This window comes from Micromonospora rifamycinica, assembly GCF_900090265.1.
GTDB lineage: Bacteria > Actinomycetota > Actinomycetes > Mycobacteriales > Micromonosporaceae > Micromonospora > Micromonospora rifamycinica.
This window is the reverse complement of the sequence record NZ_LT607752.1, coordinates 4,898,055-4,917,686: the sequence shown is the minus strand read 5'-3', so window position 1 is coordinate 4,917,686 and position 19,632 is coordinate 4,898,055. Positions and strand designations below refer to the sequence as shown.

General features: G+C 72.1%; 16 protein-coding genes and 1 pseudogene. 9 read left to right on the top strand and 8 right to left on the bottom strand.

Annotated elements, in window-relative coordinates; all coding sequences use genetic code 11:
* The gene (locus tag GA0070623_RS20440; RefSeq protein WP_067302222.1) at positions 1-1,008 is read left to right on the top strand and encodes an ABC transporter ATP-binding protein; all 1,008 of its coding nucleotides are present in this window, start codon (positions 1-3) and stop codon (positions 1,006-1,008) included.
* A 108-nt stretch (positions 1,009-1,116) separates the two neighbouring features.
* On the opposite strand, the gene GA0070623_RS20435 is transcribed toward GA0070623_RS20440, so the two are convergent.
* From GA0070623_RS20435 to folP, 7 genes and pseudogenes are all read right to left on the bottom strand, one after another.
* A complete protein-coding gene (locus tag GA0070623_RS20435; RefSeq protein WP_067302225.1) occupies positions 1,117-1,590 on the bottom strand; it encodes a hypothetical protein in 474 nt (157 codons plus the stop codon).
* A gap of 92 nt (positions 1,591-1,682) precedes the next feature.
* Positions 1,683-1,988, bottom strand: coding sequence for a hypothetical protein (locus GA0070623_RS20430; protein WP_067302229.1), 306 nt, complete (start codon positions 1,986-1,988; stop codon positions 1,683-1,685).
* Positions 1,989-2,129: 141 nt separating this feature from the next.
* Positions 2,130-3,344, bottom strand: coding sequence for an ABC transporter permease (locus GA0070623_RS20425; protein ID WP_067302232.1), 1,215 nt, complete (start codon positions 3,342-3,344; stop codon positions 2,130-2,132).
* Between the two features lie 101 nt (positions 3,345-3,445).
* On the bottom strand, positions 3,446-3,967 hold the full coding sequence (locus GA0070623_RS20420; protein WP_067302285.1) for a DUF3180 domain-containing protein: 522 nt from the start codon (positions 3,965-3,967) through the stop codon (positions 3,446-3,448).
* 19 nt (positions 3,968-3,986) lie between these two features.
* The gene (gene folK / locus GA0070623_RS20415) at positions 3,987-4,514 is read right to left on the bottom strand and encodes a 2-amino-4-hydroxy-6-hydroxymethyldihydropteridine diphosphokinase (RefSeq protein ID WP_067302236.1); all 528 of its coding nucleotides are present in this window, start codon (positions 4,512-4,514) and stop codon (positions 3,987-3,989) included.
* A complete protein-coding gene (gene folB, locus GA0070623_RS20410; protein WP_067302239.1) occupies positions 4,511-4,870 on the bottom strand; it encodes a dihydroneopterin aldolase in 360 nt (119 codons plus the stop codon). The genes folK and folB overlap by 4 nt, the downstream gene beginning before the upstream one ends.
* Before the next feature lie 209 nt (positions 4,871-5,079).
* Positions 5,080-5,931 (bottom strand): annotated as a pseudogene (gene folP, locus GA0070623_RS20405) (dihydropteroate synthase); the annotation flags it as partial.
* A gap of 355 nt (positions 5,932-6,286) precedes the next feature.
* Between folP and GA0070623_RS20400 the strand changes: the two are divergent.
* The 6 genes from GA0070623_RS20400 (at position 6,287) to GA0070623_RS20370 (ending at position 15,157) form a co-directional block, all read left to right on the top strand.
* Positions 6,287-6,601: a hypothetical protein gene (locus tag GA0070623_RS20400; RefSeq protein WP_067302242.1), complete on the top strand. Its 315-nt coding sequence runs from the start codon at positions 6,287-6,289 to the stop codon at positions 6,599-6,601.
* A 13-nt stretch (positions 6,602-6,614) separates the two neighbouring features.
* Positions 6,615-6,977 carry a hypothetical protein gene (locus GA0070623_RS20395; RefSeq protein ID WP_067302246.1) on the top strand — a complete coding sequence of 121 codons (363 nt, stop codon included), beginning with the start codon at positions 6,615-6,617 and terminating at the stop codon, positions 6,975-6,977.
* 49 nt (positions 6,978-7,026) lie between these two features.
* Positions 7,027-10,875, top strand: a complete 3,849-nt coding sequence (locus GA0070623_RS20390) for an ATP-binding protein (RefSeq protein ID WP_231932501.1) — start codon at positions 7,027-7,029, stop codon at positions 10,873-10,875.
* Positions 10,876-10,877: 2 nt separating this feature from the next.
* Complete coding sequence (locus GA0070623_RS20385; RefSeq protein WP_067302249.1) at positions 10,878-12,830, top strand: hypothetical protein; 1,953 nt, start codon at positions 10,878-10,880, stop codon at positions 12,828-12,830.
* Between the two features lie 544 nt (positions 12,831-13,374).
* Positions 13,375-14,538, top strand: a complete 1,164-nt coding sequence (locus tag GA0070623_RS20375) for a M23 family metallopeptidase (RefSeq protein ID WP_067302252.1) — start codon at positions 13,375-13,377, stop codon at positions 14,536-14,538.
* Between the two features lie 13 nt (positions 14,539-14,551).
* On the top strand, positions 14,552-15,157 hold the full coding sequence (locus GA0070623_RS20370; RefSeq protein ID WP_089004138.1) for a hypothetical protein: 606 nt from the start codon (positions 14,552-14,554) through the stop codon (positions 15,155-15,157).
* Between the two features lie 3 nt (positions 15,158-15,160).
* Here GA0070623_RS20370 and GA0070623_RS20365 read toward each other — a convergent pair whose 3' ends face one another.
* Positions 15,161-15,718 carry a hypothetical protein gene (locus tag GA0070623_RS20365; RefSeq protein ID WP_084261051.1) on the bottom strand — a complete coding sequence of 186 codons (558 nt, stop codon included), beginning with the start codon at positions 15,716-15,718 and terminating at the stop codon, positions 15,161-15,163.
* 203 nt (positions 15,719-15,921) lie between these two features.
* On the opposite strand from GA0070623_RS20365, the gene GA0070623_RS20360 reads away from it, so the two are divergent.
* Both GA0070623_RS20360 and GA0070623_RS20355 read left to right on the top strand, forming a co-directional pair.
* Positions 15,922-18,741, top strand: a complete 2,820-nt coding sequence (locus GA0070623_RS20360; RefSeq protein ID WP_231932498.1) for an FtsK/SpoIIIE domain-containing protein — start codon at positions 15,922-15,924, stop codon at positions 18,739-18,741.
* Between the two features lie 163 nt (positions 18,742-18,904).
* A complete protein-coding gene (locus GA0070623_RS20355) occupies positions 18,905-19,609 on the top strand; it encodes a hypothetical protein (protein WP_067302260.1) in 705 nt (234 codons plus the stop codon).
* Positions 19,610-19,632 lie beyond the last annotated feature (23 nt).

The window sequence follows — 19,632 nt, the reverse complement described above, 5'->3', positions numbered from 1 at the left end:
GTGGACGTTACCCCCGGGGGCACCGGCGACGCAGGACACAGCGCCGCCTCGATCAGGCTGGACGGCATCCGCAAGCGGTACCCGGACGGCACCGAGGCGGTCCGCGAACTGAGCCTGGAGGTGACCGCCGGCGAGCTGGTGGTGCTGATCGGCCCGTCCGGCTGCGGCAAGTCGACAGTGCTGCGGATGGTCAACCGGCTGATCGAGCCGACCGGCGGCCGGATCCTGCTCGGCGACGAGGACATCACCCGGGTCGACCCGGTGAAACTGCGACGGCGCATCGGCTACGTGATCCAGAACGTGGGGCTGTTCCCGCACCAGACGGTGACCACCAACGTCGGCACCGTACCCCGGCTGCTCGGCTGGCCGAAGGAGCGGATCCGACGGCGCAGCGGCGAGCTGCTGGAGCTCGTCGGGCTGGACCCGGCCCAGTTCGGACGCCGCTACCCGCACGAGCTCTCCGGCGGGCAGCGGCAGCGGGTCGGGGTGGCCCGGGCACTGGCCGCCGACCCGGTGGTGCTCCTGATGGACGAGCCGTTCTCCGCCGTCGACCCGATCGTGCGGACCCGGTTGCAGGAGGAGTTCCTCCGGCTCCAAGCCGAGGTCCGCAAGACCATCGTGCTGGTCACCCACGACCTGGACGAGGCGGTCCGGTTGGGTGACCGGATCGCGGTGCTCTCCGAAGGGGGGCGGCTGGAGCAGTACGACACCCCGGCGGCCCTGCTCGGCACGCCCGCCTCGCCGTTCGTCCGGGAGTTCGTCGGCGCGGACCGGGGCATCCGCCGGCTGGCGGTCACCCCGGTCACCCGGGAGGTGCTCGACGGGGAGGCCGACGCCACCGTCACCGACGCCACCCTGCCGGAGCTGCCGCTGGGCCGGTCGGCGTACGACGCGCTGGCCGCCATGCTGACCGCCGGCACGGACGCGGTCGTGGTCACCGCCGACGGTCGCCCCGCCGGCACGCTCAGCCGGGCCCGGGTGCTCGACCTCGGGCAGCCCGGCAGCTAGCCGGCCGGTCGGCGTCCGGGTCGGTGTGCCGGCCGGGTCCGGATGCCCGGTCCGGCAGCGGCAGCACGGATCGCCCCCCGGGCGGCCCGCGCATCGGGACCGGCAGGCTCAGGCCCGGCCTCCCAGGCTGGCCAGGCCGATGATCCAGCCGGCGAAGAAGCCGTAGCCGGCACCGGTGGCGGTGGTCTCGAAGGCGGCCTGGAGCGGGCCGTCCGCGGTGAGCAGCGCCGCCAGCAGGGTGGCCGCCGCCCCGGCCAGGGTGTACGCCGCCCAGCCGGAGAAGAACTGGCTGGCCGAACCCGGCACCCGGGCCACCTGGCCGACCGGCAGCAGGTAGAGCAGCGCCGCGGCGGACACCAGCAACAGGATGGCCCGCAGGTCGGTGGCGAGCACCCCGTGGTCCGGGTCCGCCGGGTCGACCCGCCAGGCCGGCCAGGCGAGCAGCCGCAGGTACCAGCCACCGGCGGAGTTCGGGTCGGTGTGGTCCTCGGCCCAGCCGACGTACCAGGGACTGCCGCAGACACCGACGAGGATGAGTGCGGCGACGGTGCCGGTGCCGGCGGCGGTGCCGTAGCCCCGCACGGTCCGGGGGCGTCGGGTGCGGGCCGTGCGGCGGGAGGTTCCCGACCCGTCCCGGCCGGCGAACCTCTCCCGCCAACCGGCGGCGCGGCCGGTCAGTGCTTCATCAGGTAGTCGATGAACGCCGCCCGCAGCAGCGGCGCGGACTCCTCGTAACCGTGGCCGGTCAGCTCCCGCCACAACGCCGCCGCCTCGTCGATGGTCGGTCCGACCGAGTTCGGCGCCCCGTCCAGGGCGGCGGCCTCGTCGGCGTTCGGCAGGTGCCGCAGCACCGACCAGAAGAACCCGACGTCGCGTCGCTCCCGCGCCCGCGCGAAGGCCCGCTCCCGCAACTCCTCGGTGGAGAGTACGTCGAGCTGGTCGAAGGTGTGGCCGGTGCCGGCGGAAGGAGTCTCGGTCATGCCCGCGAGCCTAACCGGCGAGATCCTCCCCGGCCCGTCGTCCGCGCCCGGGCGCACCGCGTCCCCGCCGCCCGGTCACCGGGCGCGGCCCGGCCGGGGGCGCGGACCGACCCGCCCGGGCATCCACCGGACGGCGGCGGATCACCGGTCGCCGGTGTCCCAGCGGGGCGGGTCACGCTGCCACCGGGGGGCCTCCCAGGGGTCGGGCGGGGTGTCGGTGTCGGCCGTCCGCTCCGGCAGCGCCGGGGTCCAGTTGCGCGCCTCACCCGCCGGGGGCATCGACCAACCGGAGCTGATCGCCCCGTCCCGCACCGGCGGCAGTTCGACCGGCTCGCCCCGGGCGGTACGCGGCCGGCCGTACGTCTCGACCATCCGGGTTACCAGCAGGCCGGCGGCCAGCGCCACCCCACCGACGGCCCAGCGGTCGGTCGCGGCACCGGTCTCGGCCGCCCAGGCCAGATAGGTCACCACCAGCGCGACCGCGAGCAGGGCACCGAAGATGCCACCGCGCCGGCCGTACGCGCTGGTACCGCCGAGCAGGGACGCGCCCACCGCGAGCACCGTCCAGTCCAGTCCCGACCCCGGTGTCACCGGCCCGGTCCCGTTGGCGGCGACGAGCACCCCGGCGAGCATGGCGAGCACGGTGGAGGTGGTCAACGCGGCAGCGGTCACCAGGGCGGCGGCCATCCCGCGCCGCCGGGCCGGATCGGCGACCGGACGGAACCGGCCGACCAGCCGGCGCACCGTCCGGATCGCGCCGAACGCTCCGAGCAGGACGGCCACCGCGGCGAAGCCGGCGAAGAGGTAGTAGGCGTTGCGCCGGGGGTCGTAGTCGGCCTGCACCGCCACCGGCAGTTTCCACCGTTCGATCCAGACGATCATCCCGGCGGCGGCGGCGAGGCTGGCCGCCCAGCCGGGGACGTGCAGCACCACCACCGTCCAGGCCAGGGCCAGCCCGCCCAGGGCGGCGGCGACCAGGGCCGGGACGAGCGCCGTCGACATGCCCCGGTCGCCCTGCTCGGCGAAGTGCAGCGCGGCAGCCAGGGCGACCGGACCGATGGCCAGGTTCACCGCGGCGGTGCGCAGGCTCAGCCCGGCGGCCACGACCAGCAGACCGAGCGCGACCGCGTCGACGAGCAGCCGCCGCAGACCGTCCCCGCGCAGCGCGTCGGGGTCCTCCCGCCAGAGCAGGTACGCCAGCGCCGCGAGCGCCACCAGCAGGACCAGTTCCCAGGCCACGTGCACGCCGAGCCGGTCCCGGCCCGGTTCGCCCTGCGCCGGATCGTCGAAGACGTTCTCCGCCGCGGCCCCGGGCACCTCTGCCGATGCGGCCCGGCCCGGATCGTCGTACACCATGCGGTGCGCCTCCCAGGTGACCGGCCGTCCCCGGCGACGGCTGACTGTTCTCCGGTCGCCAGGCACCGTACCTGCGCGCAGGGCCGGACGTAACCCCTCGGTCAGCGCCCGGGGCGGTCCTGCCGGTCGTCGACGTCGTCCTCGGACTCGGGAACCCGGCAGGAGCGTTCGAGCCAGAGCGCGGCGGCGACCAGCGCCAGGGAGGCGAGCGCGCCGGCCCCGGCGGCCGGCCGGTCCTCGATCGCGGCGTTGGTCGGCTCGGCGAAGAGCCAGCCGGTCAGCCCGGCGTAGAAACCGAGGAAGATCGCCCCGGCCAGCGCGGACGCCTTGGCCAGCACCACGAACCGGGCGACCAGCAACGGGTTGACCGGTTCCCGGCCGGGCTTGCGCTCGATCCGGCTGCGGGTGTTGACCGCCGCGTACGCCTCCAGCACGGCGAGCGCCGCCAGGGTGACCACCGGCAGCCAGGGCAGCCGGGGAGTACCGCTGTAGTAGAAGCTGCTGATCAGCAGCCAGGCCACCGCGGCGGCGGCGAGCGCGGCGACCAGCAGGGTCGAGAACCGGGTGGGCCCCATCCTCGGTCCGTCCGGCTCCTGGTCACGGGGCGGTCGGGGCTGCGTCATGCCGGCCGGCTCCACTGGTTCATACATCCGACTCTAACGAAAGATCGGGACGCGGGGTCAGTTCGAGGGCGTCCCCGGCGACCGGTTCGGCGTTGAGCAGGTCGGTGAGCCAGCCGTGCCCGGCCAGCCGGCCGTGCGGGTCGATGTCGATCCACGGTCGGAGCACGAAGGCGCGCTGGTGGGCGCGGGGATGCGGCAGGATCAGCTCGGGCTCGTCGCTGAGCACCGGTCGACCGGCGTCGTCCCAGACGGCCACGACGTCCACGTCGAGGGTACGCGGCCCGAACCGGCGGGCCGGGTCACGCGTCCGGCCGGCGGACCGCTCGGCGGCGTGGGCACGGGCCAACCAGTCGCGCGGGGCCGCGGCGGGGTCGGCGACCATGACCGCCGCGTTCAGGTACGCCGGCTGCTCGGCGTCCCCCCAGGGGGGCGTCTCGTAGACGCCGGAGACGACCAGCACCGCCTCGCCGAGGCCGGTCACCGCGGCGCGCAGGTGGCCCAGCCGGTCGCCCAGGTTGCTGCCGATCGACAGCACCGCCCTGGTCACCGGGTACGCCGCAGGGTGACCGCCACGTCGGCGAAGGTGTGCGGAATCGGGGCCTCGGGCTTGTGCACCGTGATCGTGGCCGCGGCGACCAGCGGCTCGGCGAGACAGACCGCGAGCAGGCGGTCGGCGAGCGTCTCGATCAGGTTGACCGGCTCGCCGGTGAGCACCGTGACCAGCCGCTCCGCCAGTTCGCCGTAGTGCACGGTGTCGGTCACCTCGTCGGAGCGGGCGGCCGGGGCGAGGTCGAGTTCGAGGACGGCGTCGACCACGAACTCCTGGCCCTGCGTCCGCTCGAAGTCGTAGACGCCGTGCCGGCCCCGGGCTCGCAGCCCGGTCAGGGTGATCCGGTCGGTCATCGCTCCGCCCTCCCCCGGACGGTCCGGTCCGGGTCGTTCCCACCGTCCGGCGGGGGCCGCCCTGCGCTGTCCGGCCGCCCGGCATTGTCCGGTGACCCGGTGTGGTCCGGCCACCCGGCATCGTTCGGCGAACCGGCGTGGTCCAGCGCCCCGGTGGCCCGGCCGGCCTCCGACGGTCCGACGGCCCGGCCGGTCGGATCCGCTCCGGGGGTGCCGGTGGGGGCGGCGAGCCGGGGGCGGCCGGTGGCCGACCAGACGGCGAGCGCGTCGACGGTGCCCCGGACGTCGTGCACGCGGACCCCCCAGGCGCCGGCGGCGACGGCGAGCACGCTGGTGGCGACGGTGGCGGCCGCCCGGCCGTCGGTGTCCCGCGGGGTGCCGTCCGGGTCGGCGAGCAGCCGGCCAAGGTAGGACTTGCGGCTGGCGCCGAAGAGCAGTGGCAGCCCGAGGGTGAGCAGCTCCGGCAGGCGGGCGCTGAGTTCCCAGTTGTGCGCGGCGGTCTTGGCGAAGCCGAGCCCGGGGTCGATCACGAGGCGGTCGGCGGCCACCCCGGCGGCCAGCGCGTCGTCGACCCGCTGGGCGAGTTCGGTCCGGACGTCGACGACCACGTCGGTGTAGCTGGCCAGTTCCCGCATCCCGCGTGAGTGCCCCCGCCAGTGCATCAGCACCCAGGGGCAGCCGGCGTCACGGGCCACCCGGGCCATGTCGGGATCGGCCAGTCCACCGGAGACGTCGTTGACCACGACGGCACCGGCGGCGACGGCCGCCTCGGCCACCGACGCCCGGGTGGTGTCGATGCTGACCGGCACCCCGGCCGCGGTGAGTTCCCGGATCACCGGTAGCACCCGGCCCGCCTCGGTCCGTGGGTCGACCCGGTCGGCACCCGGCCGGGTGGACTCGCCGCCCACGTCCACCAGGTGCGCGCCCTCGCCGTGCAGTCGCACCCCGTGTGCGACGGCGGCATCGAGATCGGCGTACCGACCACCGTCGGAGAAAGAGTCGGGCGTGACGTTGAGGACGCCCATCACCACCGGATTCCGCGTCCGTACCAGATCGGTCACGACTAGACGGTACCGGTCGCGCCGCCGTGCCCAGCGGACCCCCACCGGCCGCTCCACGCGGGCACTGACGTGCTGATTGGCACAGGTGTACTATCGATCGTCGGGGCAGAATCGGGTCGAGTCTTCGCGGCTTGTCGCAAAGGGGGGCGGCCCGTACGCTGTGGAATTGCCCAGCATCAAGAGTCGGCGAAGCATGGAGGGAGGGCCAAAGCGGGAGAATCCCCCCAAATCTCGCCACTCTGCGTGGCGAGAAACCAGCAGGGCGTCAATCGCGCTGCCCAGATCGAGCACATTCCCGCCAGGCTTACCTTTTGCACCACCGCGGCACCGCCGGCCGCGTTATGGGGAGGTTCCAGTGATCGCCTACCAGCTCGTGGAGACGACGTCGTCCGGCGTCGCGCAGGTGCTGCACACCCTGGCGACGGCGCCACTCGCCGAACCGGCCCCCAAGGGCATCGACACCAACGGTGTCGTCACCTTCTTCGCCAGCAAGATCGCACCCATCCTGCTCGCCGTGCTCGGGGTCATCTTCATCGGCCGGGCCAGCCGGGGCGAGATCTCCAAGGTGCTCACCAGCTCCGCGATCGCGATCGTCGGGCTGGCCTTCATCGCCGGCGCGGCCACACTCTTCTTCATCGGTGACTACCTGATCGACCTGATCTTCGAATAGGCGCGGGCGAGACATGCGGCTGCGCACCGACGACGACATCTACCGGGCCCGCCTGGTCTACCTCGGGCCGCCCGGCTACACCCTTCCGGTCCACCTGCCGTACGCCCAGTACGGACTGTTCATGCTGCTCGTGCCCCTCTACATGTTCATCCACTGGCTGTTCACGTTGCAGGTCGAGCTCTTCCCCGCCTGGGAGATCGCCCTCGCCATCGTGAGCACCTCGTTCATCTTCCGGTACGTCGACCCGGACCGGCCGGCGCGGATGGTCATCCGCACCGCCCTCACCGACTGGCGACGCACCCGGGAACCGGCCGCCGAGCTGCGGGATCCCCGCCTGGTCGGCAGCCGGATCAGGATCCGGGAGGAACTGGCATGACCGGGCGTACCCGAATCGGGCAGTCGGACCAGATGGGTGAGGCGGTCGAATGAGTCGCTCTTCCACGCCGGGTTTCCCGGCCGGACGACACAGCGCCCCGCACGGTAACCGTGCGCGGTCGTTCGACTACCCCCAGGAGGAGCTGCCGGACGACGAGCCGTACGATCCGGCCCTGCTCACCGGCCCGGGTCAGGGCGGCGTGGGCGTCTTCCAGCCGCCCCGACCCGCCCCCGGTCGTGGCGCCACCCCCCCGGTCGAGCCGGCCCCCGCCCCGCCGATGCTGATCGGTGACGGCACCGACATCGACTCCCCCTTCCTCGACCTCTTCGGCGGCGGCCCGCGCCCGGGTGGCGCCCCGACCCCGGGCACCCCGACGCGACGCGGCAACGGCCGGGAGCACCCGCCCGTCCCGCATCAACCAACAGGGCCGATCCCACCGGCGGCCATCGAGGCGCAGGCGCCCCCGGCGGCCATCGAGGCGGCCCCGCCGACCGAGCGGCCCGCCCGCACCCGGGTTCCGCACCAGCAGGGCGACCGGCTGGCCACGACGCCGACCACCGACCGGAACGCCGAGAAGCCGCAGCGGGCGCCCCGCCGGATCGTCCCGGCCGAGTTGTTCCCCCGGGACACCGGTGAGCCGCTGACCGCCCGGGAGGCGGCCGAGCGGGCCCGCCGCGAGGCCACCGAGCGGGCCAGGGAGGCCGCCGACCGCACCCGGCGCGAGGCCGCCGAACAGGCCCGCCGCGACGCCGCCGAAGCCGCCAGCCGCGACGCCGCCGAGACGGCCCGCCGCACGGCGGCCGAGCAGGCCCGGCGTGCAGCAGCCGAACAGGAAGCCGCCGAACAGACCCGCCGGGAGGCCGTCGAGGCCGCCCGCCGCGACGCCGCCGAGGCAGCCCGCCGCGACGCCGCCGAACAGACCCGCCGGGAGGCGGCCGAAGCCGCCCGCCGGGAGGCGATCGAAGCGGCCCGGCGCGACGCCATCGAGGCCGCCCGGCGCGACGCCGACGAGCGGGACCGGCGGAAGGCTGCCGAGACGGCCCGGCGGGAGAGTGCCGACCAGGCCCACCGGGACGGGATCCTGACCGCCCGGCCCCGGCCCGGCCCGGTGGAGACCGCACCGGCGGCCTGGCCGGAGACCGTCGAACCAATCCGGGTGGAGGCCGTGACCGGCCCGGCGGGCGCGCTGGCCGCCGAGCCCGCCCCCCGCGACCTCGTCGAGCCCGAGCGGACCGGGCGCACCGACCCCGGCCCCCGGGACCTGGTCACGCCGCGGGAGCGCGCGGCGAGCCGCCGCAACGCTCCGACCAAACCGGTCCGGGTACGCCCACCGAAGATCAAGTTCGGTGACCGGGATCCCTCCATCGAACTGGCGATCACCGAGATCGCCGGTCACCTGACCTTCACCCCCAACACGGTGACCGCCTGGTACTGGCTCCCCGAGGTCCGGTGGGCGTTCCGCCCGGACGCCGAACGTGAGGCGCTGCTCTCGGCGATCTCCGAGCAGTACGCCGGTCTGGCCGGTTTCCGGCTGCACCTGCGCCGCACCACCCGGCCGTTCCCCGCCGACGAGTGGGCCCGCACCATCGACGCGCACACCGCGTCACCGCTGCCCGACGTCCCCGGCACGCACGGCTGGGCCGACCACCTGGTCGCTGCCCAGCAGCACCTGATGTCGGTCAACCACGCCGAGGGGCAGACCTACCTCGGGGTCACCTTCGCCCGCCGCTCCCTCGGCGACTCCCTCACCGAACGGCTGCTGCGGGCCTTCGGCAAGGGCACCGCCGACGGGGAACGCCGCAAACTGGGCCGCACCGTCGAACAGTTCGACGAGGTGCTGGGCAGCTTCGGCATGCGCGGCCGGCGGGTCACCGCCCAGGAGCTGGAATGGCTGCTCTACCGCTCGGTCGCCCTCTGCATGGCCCCGCCCGGCACGCTATCCCCGGTGACCAATGGCCGGTGGGAACGCGGTGACCTGCTCGCCCTCACCGAACAGGTCGAGCGCTACCGCACCCCGTACGGCACGACGGTCAAGCTGGTCAACCGGATGACCGGCGAGGAGCGGCACGTCGCCGTACTCGCGGTCGGCCGGATGGAGCCGCTGGAGATCCCCGAGCGACACGAGCCCTGGCTGCACTTCCACGAGCGGCTGCCCTGGCCGATGGAGATCTCCACCCGGGTCGACATCCTCGGCTCGGGCGACTCCTTCCGCAACCTCGAACACCGGCTGCGCATGATCCGGTCGCAGCAGCTCGACTACGCCGAGCACGGCATCGACGCCCCCCCGGAGCTGGAACGGCTCGCCAAGCGGGCGCTGGTGATCGGCGACGAGATGACCACCGGCCTACCGGTGGACTCCGCGCGGGCGCACGGCTGGCACCGGATCGCCGTCGGCGGCCGGACCCGCGAGGAGTGCATGGAACGGGCCCGCCGGCTCATCCAGCTCTACTCCCGGGAACTGCGCATCTCGCTGCAACACCCCAAGAACCAGGACTGGCTGGCCCGGGAGTTCATCCCCGGCGAACCGATCGCCAACACCGGTTACGTCCGCCGGATGCCAGTGCCGTTGCTGGCCGCCGCGCTTCCCCAGGCGGCGTCGACCGTCGGCGACCGCCGGGGCGACCTGATCGGGCGTACCGCCGGGACCTGCCGTCGGCCGGTCTTCCTCGACCTGCACTTCCCGATGGAGGTACGCGAACGCTCCGGGCTCGCCGTGTTCGTCGCCGAACCCGGCGGTGGAAAGTCGACGCTGCTCGGCGCGCTCGGCTACCTGGCGGCCCGTCGGGGCGTTCAGGTCACCCTGCTCGACCCGTCCGGCCCGTTGGCCCGGCTCTGCGCCATGCCCGAGCTCAAGCCCTACGCCCGGGTGCTCAACCTGACCGGCTCGGAACCGGGGACGCTGGCCCCGTACGCGCTCATCCCCACCCCGCTGCGCAGCGAGTTCAGCACCGGCGCGGCGGGCGACCGGGAGTTCGAGATCGCCGTCTCCAACGCCCGGGCCGAGCGGCGCATGCTGGTGCAGGACATCTGCATGATGCTGGTCCCGCCGCAGGTGGCCCGGGAGGCGTCCACCGCCACCCTGTTCCGGCACGCGGTACGCCAGGTGCCGGCCGAGGAGACCTCCACCCTGGACGACGTGGTCACCTGCCTCCAGGGGCTCGACGACGACGCCGGGCGGGAACTGGCCCACCTGCTGCTCGACACCGCCGAGATGCCCCTGGCCATGCTCTTCTTCGGCCGCCCGCCGGAGGGGCTGCTCGGCGCGGGGGCGGCGCTCACCGTGATCACCATGGCCGGCCTCCGGCTGCCCGACCTCAAGATCGAACGCGAGTACTGGTCGGCCGAGGAGGCACTCGCCCTGCCGATGCTGCACACCGCGCACCGTCTCGCCGTACGCCGCTGCTACGGCGGATCGATGTCGTCCCGCAAACTCGTCGGCCTCGACGAGGCGCACTTCATGGAAGGCTGGCGCTCCGGCCGCTCCTTCCTGGTCCGGCTCGCCCGCGACTCCCGCAAGTGGAACCTGGCCGCCCTGGTCGCCTCGCAGAACCCGAAGGACATCCTCGGCCTCGACGTCCAGAACCTCGTCTCCACCGTCTTCGTCGGCCGGATCGCCGAGGACACCGAGATCGCCTCCGAGGCGCTCCGGCTGCTCCGGGTTCCGGTCGACGACGGTTACGAGGCCACCCTCGCCTCCCTGTCCGCCGTGGACACCACCTCCGCCACCCGGCTCGGCTTCCGCGAATTCGTCATGCGCGACGTGGACGGCCGGGTGCAGAAGGTCCGGGTCGACGTGTCGTACGTCGAGGGGCTGCTCGACCACCTCGACACCACCCCCGCCGCGGTCGCCCAGGCCGCCGGGATACTGCCGACCGTCCTGGCTGATCTGGAGGCGTGACTATGGCGAGGACCCGGGCACGGATCACGGCGCTCCTCCTCGCACTCGGCGTACTCGCCGGTGCCACGATCGCCTGGCCGGTGATCGGGGCCACACCGGCGTACGCCCGGCCACCCGCGACGGCACAGGCCGCCGCGGATCTCTGTACGACCAAGGAGTGGCAGGCCGACTTCCGCACCTGCGTCAAGAAGCTCGAAGACGTAACTTCCGACAGAGCTGCTTGCCTGGAGCCGCCTACACCTAGCACTCCTGACTCCGGACTTGCCGGTTGGTTCGCCAGTGAACCCTCCAGCTCGGCAACTGGAGGCGTTGCTGGGCGGTACAGCCTTTACGGATATGCAGGATATGACTATAACACCTATGATCTCGGGTGCGGAGCCACTGTCCTTCATGCGGACTATAAATTCACCACCACAGTAACAAACGGTGAGTTCATGTTCGCTACTGCCATCATAGGTGCTTCGAACGCACTACGTGAACGCGCCTGGGATCCAAGCTCGATGTGGGGTTGGGCAGATCCACTCGTAGAGAAGGCAACCAAGGCAGTCTACGAAAAAGTCTTTAGTGTCTTCGGAATCGTGACACTCTGCGTGGTGGGTCTGTACCTTCTCTGGCGATCCCGCCAATCAGACATGAGCAGCGCAATGACCACTGCAGGCTGGGCACTACTCGTCATGGTGGCAGTAACCGCTCTTGCAGCCTGGCCGGTCAAATCCGCCAACATAGCCGACGGCACGCTCATTACCTCGCTCGGCGTTGTGCACGATGCGGTCGGGCCAGAGGCAAAGGACCCAGAACCAGGCCGTTGCATCGATCCGAATCCAGACCGATGCAAGGACCTTCGACCTCCAGCCGTTCGGGCAAGTGACACAGCTACGGAAACCATGCTGTATCGCAACTGGCTACGTGGCGTCCTTGGATCTGCCGACAGCGAGACCGCGAAGAAGTACGGTCCCGCCTTGTATGACGCCCGCTCCTTGACATGGGGTGAAGCAAAGTCGATTCGCAGCAACCCAGCGACCCGCGAAGCCACGGTTCAGGCGAAGAAGCAACAATGGATGAAGGTTTCGGAGCAGATCAAGGTCGAAGACCCTGAAGCATATGAATACCTGCAAGGCAAGAGGGACATGGACCGAATTGGTGCCGGGTTCATTGCCGTTCTCGCCTCGCTACTCTTCGCCATGTTCGACCTCACCGCATCCCTGCTGGTCCTGCTCGGCTTCATGATCTTCCGATGGGCGGTCATAGCGGCCCCGATCCTGGGCACGATCGGACTGCTCCGCCCGGCCAGTGCCGGGCTGCGGCGGCTGGCGAACGCCGTGGTCGCTGCCGTCTTCAACATCGCCATCTTCGGTACGGGAGCGGCGATCTACCTGTTCGCCGTGGACCTAATCATGAGCACCCCCACCCTGCCCGGCTGGCTCCAGGTGGTACTGGTATGGCTCTGCGGTGTGGTCGGTTGGCTCCTGCTTCGGCCGTATCGCCGGATCACCCAGTTGGGCGGCAAGGACAGCAGCGAGGCGGTGGGCTCCGCTGGGTCGTGGCACCGCCGGTTCTTCCGGGACATGCGGGTCGCCGCCCGGCTGGACGTCGCCGAACCCGGCGGCACGGCCGAGCCGAAGAGCACGCGGCGGCAGGGCGCGGCCCTGGAGCCGGCAACGCTGCGACCGGAGGCCCGACGGGAGGATCCCAGCCACTCCTCCGTCGGTTCACCAGCCCCGCAGGAACGGCCGGACGGCCGGGAGCACACCGAGGAGACCGAGCCGACTTCGCCGCCGCGCGAAAGCGGCCGCCCCACGGTCGCACCCCGCCCCCGTCGGCGGTCGGCGGCATCCTGGACCGAGCCGGATGTGCCGGAGGAAGCACCCTCGTTTGTCGTCTACCGGCCCGACTCCGCTGCACCAGCTCCGGCGGCAGTCAAGCCAACTCCTCGCGTACGGTCCGAGGCCAGGTGACAGCGATGCGACGAGGAATTGAAGCCCTCTTCACCCGAATTATCCGGTCTCGGATCGGCCTAGGGCTCGTAATCGCCGTACTGGTTCTTGGCGTGGTCGGGGCGGCCCGCTTGGTAGCCAGCCCAAATGATTTCAGCAACGGTTTTAACAGACCCGATGACCCCATCACGACTGTCGATCCCGGCGAAGGCGATGATGGGGTTATAGCAACGCTCACTCCAGAGCCACCGATCACTGGTTCCGGTCAACTAACTCCAGCACAAACAGCTTCCAAATTCACCGCACTCTGGTTAGATCAGACACGACCGGCTAGAAGTTGGCGCGATTATTTAAGCACGATTTCAACCCCGGATCTCATTGAGAAGCTCGCAGACGCAGGCCCCGACAACGTTCCCAAAGCCCGCATCACTGGCGAACCAGCGGTTCGGCCACGAAGTTCAACATTTACTGAAGTGTTGATACCACTAGATGCCGGGAAACTTCGCCTCGAGCTGGTAGCGACACACGGACGATGGTTGGTGGATGTCGTAGACTGGGAGCGAGGATGAGCACCAAGGAGGAACCTCGTCGCCGAATCCGGGCTGGTGTCGCCCTCGGAGTTTCGGCAGCACTCGCGTCAATTCTCTGCTGCGGTGGAGGAACTGTTGCTTTTTTCCTAACCACTCTCAGTGTAGACCGTCAAGACCTGATAGCCGCTGAGGCGAATTGCGAAGAAGATCATCAAGTTCGCCTGTCTGGAAATATTCCTCGACTAGGCTCCTACGGCCAAACACAGATGCGCAATGCGGCGGTCATCATCAAAGTCGGGCAGGATATGAGGGTGCCGCCCCGAGGCTGGGTGATCGCGGTGGCCACGGCGATGCAGGAGTCGGCCCTGCGCAACCTGTCCAACAGTACCGTCGCCGGCTCCCGCGGAATCCCCAACGAAGGCGTCGGTTCGGACCACGACTCCGTAGGCCTGTTCCAGCAGCGCGCCGGCTGGGGCAGCGTCGCACAACGGATGTCCCCTGACTACGCCGCCCGCAAGTTCTACGAGAAGCTCCTGAAGGTCGACGGCTGGGAGCGGATGCCCCTCACCCGGGCAGCCCAGAAGGTGCAGATCAGCGCCTATCCCGATGCTTACGCGAAGCACGAGGACATCGCCAGTCAGATCGTCAACGCGCTCGCCGGTGGTGCCGCGCGGACCGTCCAGATCGCCGACCGCTCGGTATGCGACCGTGCTTCCGCGCGAGCCATCGCCGCTTCCGGCTGGACCGCTCCGATCGACGGCGGGGTCGGCTCCGGGTTCCGTACCGCCAGCCGGCCGCGGCACAACGGGGTGGACATCGGTGCCCGCAAGCGAACCGAGATCCACGCGGCCGCCACCGGTCGGGTGCTGGTCGCCCGCTGCGACCCGGACCATGACGGGAACCGCACCTGCGATGTCGACGGCTTCCCCGGAAAAGGTGGATGTGGCTGGTTCGTCGACATCCTGCACGCCGGCGGTTACATCAGCCGCTACTGTCACATGATCGAAAAGCCCCGGGTGGTCCCTGGGCAACTCGTCAAGGCTGGAGAAGTGATCGGACTGGTCGGCAGCAGTGGGAACTCCTCCGGCCCACATCTGCACTTCGAGGTGCACGTAGACAGTGACCGCAGCTTCGCTGGTGGAATCAATCCGGTGCCTTTCATGCGTCAGCGCGGGGCACCGCTGAACGGGTCGGCATGAGGCCCTCGAAACGATGACCGGACCGCTGCCGGACCCCTTCGCCGGTCAGCCCGACTGGGCACCCCTGCCACCACGGCCGATCGAGATCGTTCCCGCCACCGGCCGGGTCGAGTTGCGTGGCCGTCGCGTCCTCGTCGGGCTGCCCGGCCTCGGTTGGCGGGGGGACCTACGCGCTGACGAACGGGTGGTGCAGGGCAGCCGCACGTACGTGCCGATCATCCCCGAACACGAGTGGTACCGTGCGGAGTCCGACCAGGTGGAGGTCTTCGCGCCACTAGTCCCGGTGGAGAGGGTCTGGGTGGAGACCCTGGCCGACCGGCCCGCTGCCGCCGCCGGCTCCACACGCGAACAGGCCATCCGGCTGGTTTCCCTGGACGGACCCACACACCGCCCCCCAACTCCTGTCTTCGAGACGGATGCCGTCAGCGGCCGTCGAGTGGTGCATGTCGAGGACTCCGTCGAACACCGTGACCTTCGCGCGGTGACCGAGTCCTACTCGGGCGCGGACGGCGACATCTGTGTCCGGGTCACGCCGGAACTGGAGTGGTACCGGTGGGCCTGGCGCGGGCAACCGCCCACCACACTGGAGGTACCAGTCCATCTGCTGTGGATCGAGTGATTCCTACTGGACGCGTTCGCCTGTGCAGACTCGCCAGCCTTCTTCCTGATCTGCAACCGCGAAGCGCCAAGTATCTGCCAAACTCTGCTGCACACCATCGATCGTGGCGCTCCGCCTGACCACTGCTCGCACAACGGCCGACGAGCGACCAGTCATAGTGACTTGGACATCCTCGATATTGATCGAGAAAACGGCATCGAGCTGTCGTTCCCGGTACATCATCTGGTTTCGAAATTCATCAATCGATGGCAACGAGCCGCCGCAGGTATAAAGCCTTGCTCTGTTGTCGTCGCGAGCGACTAGAACGGCCTGCAGATAGCTGACCACCACCACATCGGGAGCGCTCCGGTCGGGGGTGGTGGCTCGGTCGTACAGCAGGTAGCCGGTCACCCCGCCCCCCACGCAGAGCAACGCCAGCACCCCGGCGACGACGGTGAGGACGGTCCGGAGCCGACGGGGTGGACGCACCGGCGCCGGCAGCGGCACCGGGGGTGCCGGCTGGTCCGGCGAGGTCCGCTGCGCCGGTACACGGGACACCTGGGAACCGGCGGAGGGCTGCACTGATTCCACCCCCTGAGGCTATCGGCTGTGCGCCCCGTACCCAATGCCCCGGAAGCTGCGGATCGTGACAGGACAACCTCGCGAGGTGAGAATTCATCGCCATGTGCGACAAGCCCGGCGCATCGCCGTCGTGCTTCCCGGGACACCGGCCCCGGCTGGGATACGGTCTGCAGTCGGGGAGGTTTCCAACCTCGGAAAGAGGGGTGGACGCGGTGGCCGGTCCGAGGGCTCGTACCAACCGCGCCGCTGCCCTGCACCGCCGCGCCGCTGCCAGCTCCGCCGCTGCCGCAGCGGTCCTCGACGAGATCCGTCCGGCCCCTGCCGACCAGCGTCGCCAGTACGAGCTGGCGGACCGGCTGCGCTCCGCTGCCGCGCTCCTCGCTCCGGGGTGGGCCGGCAGCGACCTGGAGAACCTGGCGGCGGACGCTCCCTGTGGGGAGGAGAATCCGCCCTTCGTCCGGATCGGCACCGGGGCAGCGCTCGAGAACGCCTGTTTCCCGGCGCTGGTGCCACTGCTCGGCTCGGGACATCTGACGATCGACGCTGACGTCCGGGACCTCCGGGTGGTCGGCCTGCTGCGGGCCGTGCTGCTACGCCTGCTGGCGGCTACCCCGGCCGGCTGCCTCCTGGTGCGCGCCGTCGACGGCACCTCCGCCGAGCCCCCCACCAGGAAGACCGGCGCCCCCGCCGACCACCACACCCGGAGCACCGGCGCCCCCGCCGACCATCAGACCCCCGGCACCGGCACCCCTGCCGAGCCCCGCACCGGCGCCTCCGTCGAGCCGGACAGTCGGGGCACCGACGATACCGCTCAGCCGGACCCCCGGGGCGTCGACTTCACCGTCGGCACCTTCGCCCCGTTCGCCGCGCTGGCCGATGCTGGTCTGTTGCCGCCACCGGCGACCGACGTGGCCGGGTTGCGGGCGGTGCTCACCGAGGCCGAGCAGTGGGTCTCTCCGGGAACCGGCCGGCCCCGCCGACATGACCGGACGCTGCTGTTGGTGATCGCCGGGCTGCCCGAGTCCACCGGTGCGAGCGACCTGGACCGGATCGTGGCACTGGCCGAGCGGGGGCGGGGGGCTGGCCTGCATCTGGTGGTCGCCGGCTGGCCGGTGGCCGACCGGCCGCCGTTGCCGCAGGCCACGCCGGTCCGGCTGCGCACCTCGTACGCGCTGCTGGGGGATCCGCCGGGCAGTTCGTTCAGCGGGCCGGGCACCGATGCGCCGGGGGGTCTGAACTGTCCTGTCCTGGTGGACGACGATCCCGGTCCGGAGCTGATCGGGGCGGTCTGCCGTCGGCTGGCCGATCGGGTGGAGGCGGGTTCCCGGTTGGGTCTCGCCGAGCTTCTGCCACCCGCCGACGCGGAGCTGTGGACGACGACGTCGGTCGACGGCCTGTCCACCACCGTCGGGGACGCCGGCGGCCGGCCGGTCACCGTGGGGTTCACCGAGTTGACCCCGCACTGGCTGGTCAGCGGCCGGTCGGACGCGGACCGGTCGGCGTTCCTGACCAACGCCCTGCTCGGCCTCACCGCCCGCTACGGCCCGGACGAGTTGGCCCTGTACCTGGTGGACCTGGGCGACGGCGAGTCGTTCGTGGAGTTCCTCCAGACCGAGCGGGACCGGTCCTGGCTGCCGCAGGTCCGGGCGGCCGGAATGGCCGCCGACCCGGAATACGTCCGGGACCTGTTCGACCAGTTGACGGCGGAGATCCACCGGCGGGAGGAGGCGGCGGCCCGGGGCGGCGGTCAGCGTTTCGCGGAGCTGCGCGACCACCAGACACTGCCGCGCGTGGTCTGCGTCGTCGACAACTTTTCGCTGCTGCTGTCGGATCGCGATCCGGTGGCCGCCGAGGTGCTGGCCCGGCTGGACGGGCTGGCCCGGTCGGGGCGCGGGTACGGTGTCCATCTGGTCCTGGCCGGAGCGGGTGACCTGGGCGTCGGCGCGGGGCCGGCGCCCCGGGACTCGGTGCTGGGGCAGTTCCCGGTGCGGGTGGCGCTCGCCGGTGGCAGCCCCGTGTTGATGCCGACCAACGACGCCGCCGCCGGCCTGGCGGTGGGCAGTGCGGTGGTGAACACCGCCGGCGGGCTCGGTGGGCCGCGCGGCGCGACGCGTGGGCACGAGCGGCTGGTCCGGTTCCCCGACCCGCACGATGCTCCGGAGGTCGTCGAGCAACTGCGGCACCGGCTGTTCGCGGCCCGGCCGGAGGATGCCGTACCGCCGGTGGTGTTCGCCGGTTGGGCCCGACCGTTGCTCCGCAACGATCCACGGATGCGGGCGGCGGTGGCTGGCCGCTCCGGTGCCCCGGCGGCTCTGCTGGGGCGGGCGGTGGACGTGGCCCGGACGACCGTCGCGGTGCCGCTGGGTCCGGTGGCGGGGCGGAACCTGGCCGTCCTCGGCCCGGGCCGGGCGGCGGCCTCGCTGTTGGCGACGGCGGCGCGGAGCACCGCCGCGCACCACCTGCCGGGCACCGTGGAGTTCGTGATCGCCCCGCTGGACGAGGGGTCGACCCCGCTGGCGGCCGCGCTCGCCGCCGAGCTGGCCGGCTGCCAGCGGGTGTCGATGGTCGACGGTCCGGGGTTGCCGGCTGTGGTCGACGGTGCCGGCCCCGCCTACCTGGTGGTGTTCGGGGTGGACGCGCCGTCGGCGGCCGAGCTGCCAGCGGACCGGTTGCGGGCGCTGTTGCGGGAGGGGCCGGCGGCGGGCCGGCACCTGCTGGGCTGGTGGCGGACGGTGCCACCGTTCGCCGGGTTGGTGGAGCCGGACGGCGAGGTCGGGAAGCTGGCCGCGGTGGCCGCGGTCGACGTACCGGGTGCCCAGCTCGCCCCGGTCTTCGGTCGACCGGTGCCGTGGCGTCCCCGGCCGGACCGGGTGGTCCTCTGGGATTCCCCCGACGACCGTGGCACCGTGCTGGTGCCGTTCGCCGACGAGGCGGATCCGGCGCGCCCCGCCGCCGACGAGCCCGGACCCGACCGGCCGGAGGCCGAACCGGACCCGGCCGACCGCCGTCAGGACCAGCCATGACCGGCAGCGGGAAGGACCTGCCAGGGCCGACGGCAGGAAGATCCGCCCGGGACCAGGACCAGCCGGCACCGACCACGGGGAGATCCGGGCCAGGACCAGCCATGACCGACCGCAGGAGGAGCCGGCCGGGGACGTGCCGGGTCGGCCGTGGGGAGGACCGGGGATGAGCATCGACGACGCCGTGACGGCGGTGCCGGTCCGGCAGCGCGGCGGTGGCGGGCCGGCTCCGTCGGTGGCCGCCGCCTGGACCGACTACCTGGCCGCCGCCCGCCAGCTCGACGGGGTACGCCGGGGAGCGGCGACGGCCGCCGCCGCACAGTCCCACGCCGTGGAGACGGCCCGCACGGAGTTGACCGGGGTACGCGCCCGGCTGGCGTCGCAGCACGCCCGGCTGCGGGACCTGGGCGTACCGGCGATCTCGTTGGTCCCCACGCCACCGGAGGTGACCGAGGCCGCCCGGTCGATGGGGGGTGGCCCGGCCGCGGTGCTGACCGGTCTTCGGGCGGCGCAGGGGTGGGTGGCGGGTGCCGACGCGGCGTTGGCGGCCCGCGGTCCGCGGCGTCCCGCGGGCTGGCCGCCCCGGCTGCGCAACCTGCTGGTCTACGGCCCGCTGGCGCTGGTCGTACCGGTGGTGCAGCTCCTGGTGTTCCTGGCTGCCGGCCCCGGGCCGGCGAGTGTGGCGGCGCTGCTGGTGGGCCTGCCGATGCCGGCGGTGGCGTTCGCGGCCGGCTGGGTGGGGGTGGGGCGGCTGTTCCCGCCGGGGGCCGACGGCCGGTGGGACCGCACGCCCCGGCTGGGGCTGCTGACCTGTCTGGTGCCGGCGGTGGTGACCGCCGCCGGGCTCATGCTGGCGCTGCTGACCGGCTGACCCGGCGCGGTGGCTGCCCCGCG

Bases quoted from the DNA above. Each gene is read 5' to 3' on its own strand.
- GA0070623_RS20430 (WP_067302229.1), bottom strand. From the start codon at position 1,988: ATGACCGAGACTCCTTCCGCCGGCACCGGCCACACCTTCGACCAGCTC.
- GA0070623_RS20425 (WP_067302232.1), bottom strand. From the start codon at position 3,344: ATGGTGTACGACGATCCGGGCCGGGCCGCATCGGCAGAGGTGCCCGGG.
- GA0070623_RS20420 (WP_067302285.1), bottom strand. From the start codon at position 3,967: ATGACGCAGCCCCGACCGCCCCGTGACCAGGAGCCGGACGGACCGAGG.
- folB (WP_067302239.1), bottom strand. From the start codon at position 4,870: ATGACCGACCGGATCACCCTGACCGGGCTGCGAGCCCGGGGCCGGCAC.
- GA0070623_RS20395 (WP_067302246.1), top strand. From the start codon at position 6,615: ATGCGGCTGCGCACCGACGACGACATCTACCGGGCCCGCCTGGTCTAC.
- GA0070623_RS20390 (WP_231932501.1), top strand. From the start codon at position 7,027: ATGAGTCGCTCTTCCACGCCGGGTTTCCCGGCCGGACGACACAGCGCC.
- GA0070623_RS20385 (WP_067302249.1), top strand. From the start codon at position 10,878: ATGGCGAGGACCCGGGCACGGATCACGGCGCTCCTCCTCGCACTCGGC.
- GA0070623_RS20375 (WP_067302252.1), top strand. From the start codon at position 13,375: ATGAGCACCAAGGAGGAACCTCGTCGCCGAATCCGGGCTGGTGTCGCC.
- GA0070623_RS20370 (WP_089004138.1), top strand. From the start codon at position 14,552: ATGACCGGACCGCTGCCGGACCCCTTCGCCGGTCAGCCCGACTGGGCA.
- GA0070623_RS20355 (WP_067302260.1), top strand. From the start codon at position 18,905: ATGAGCATCGACGACGCCGTGACGGCGGTGCCGGTCCGGCAGCGCGGC.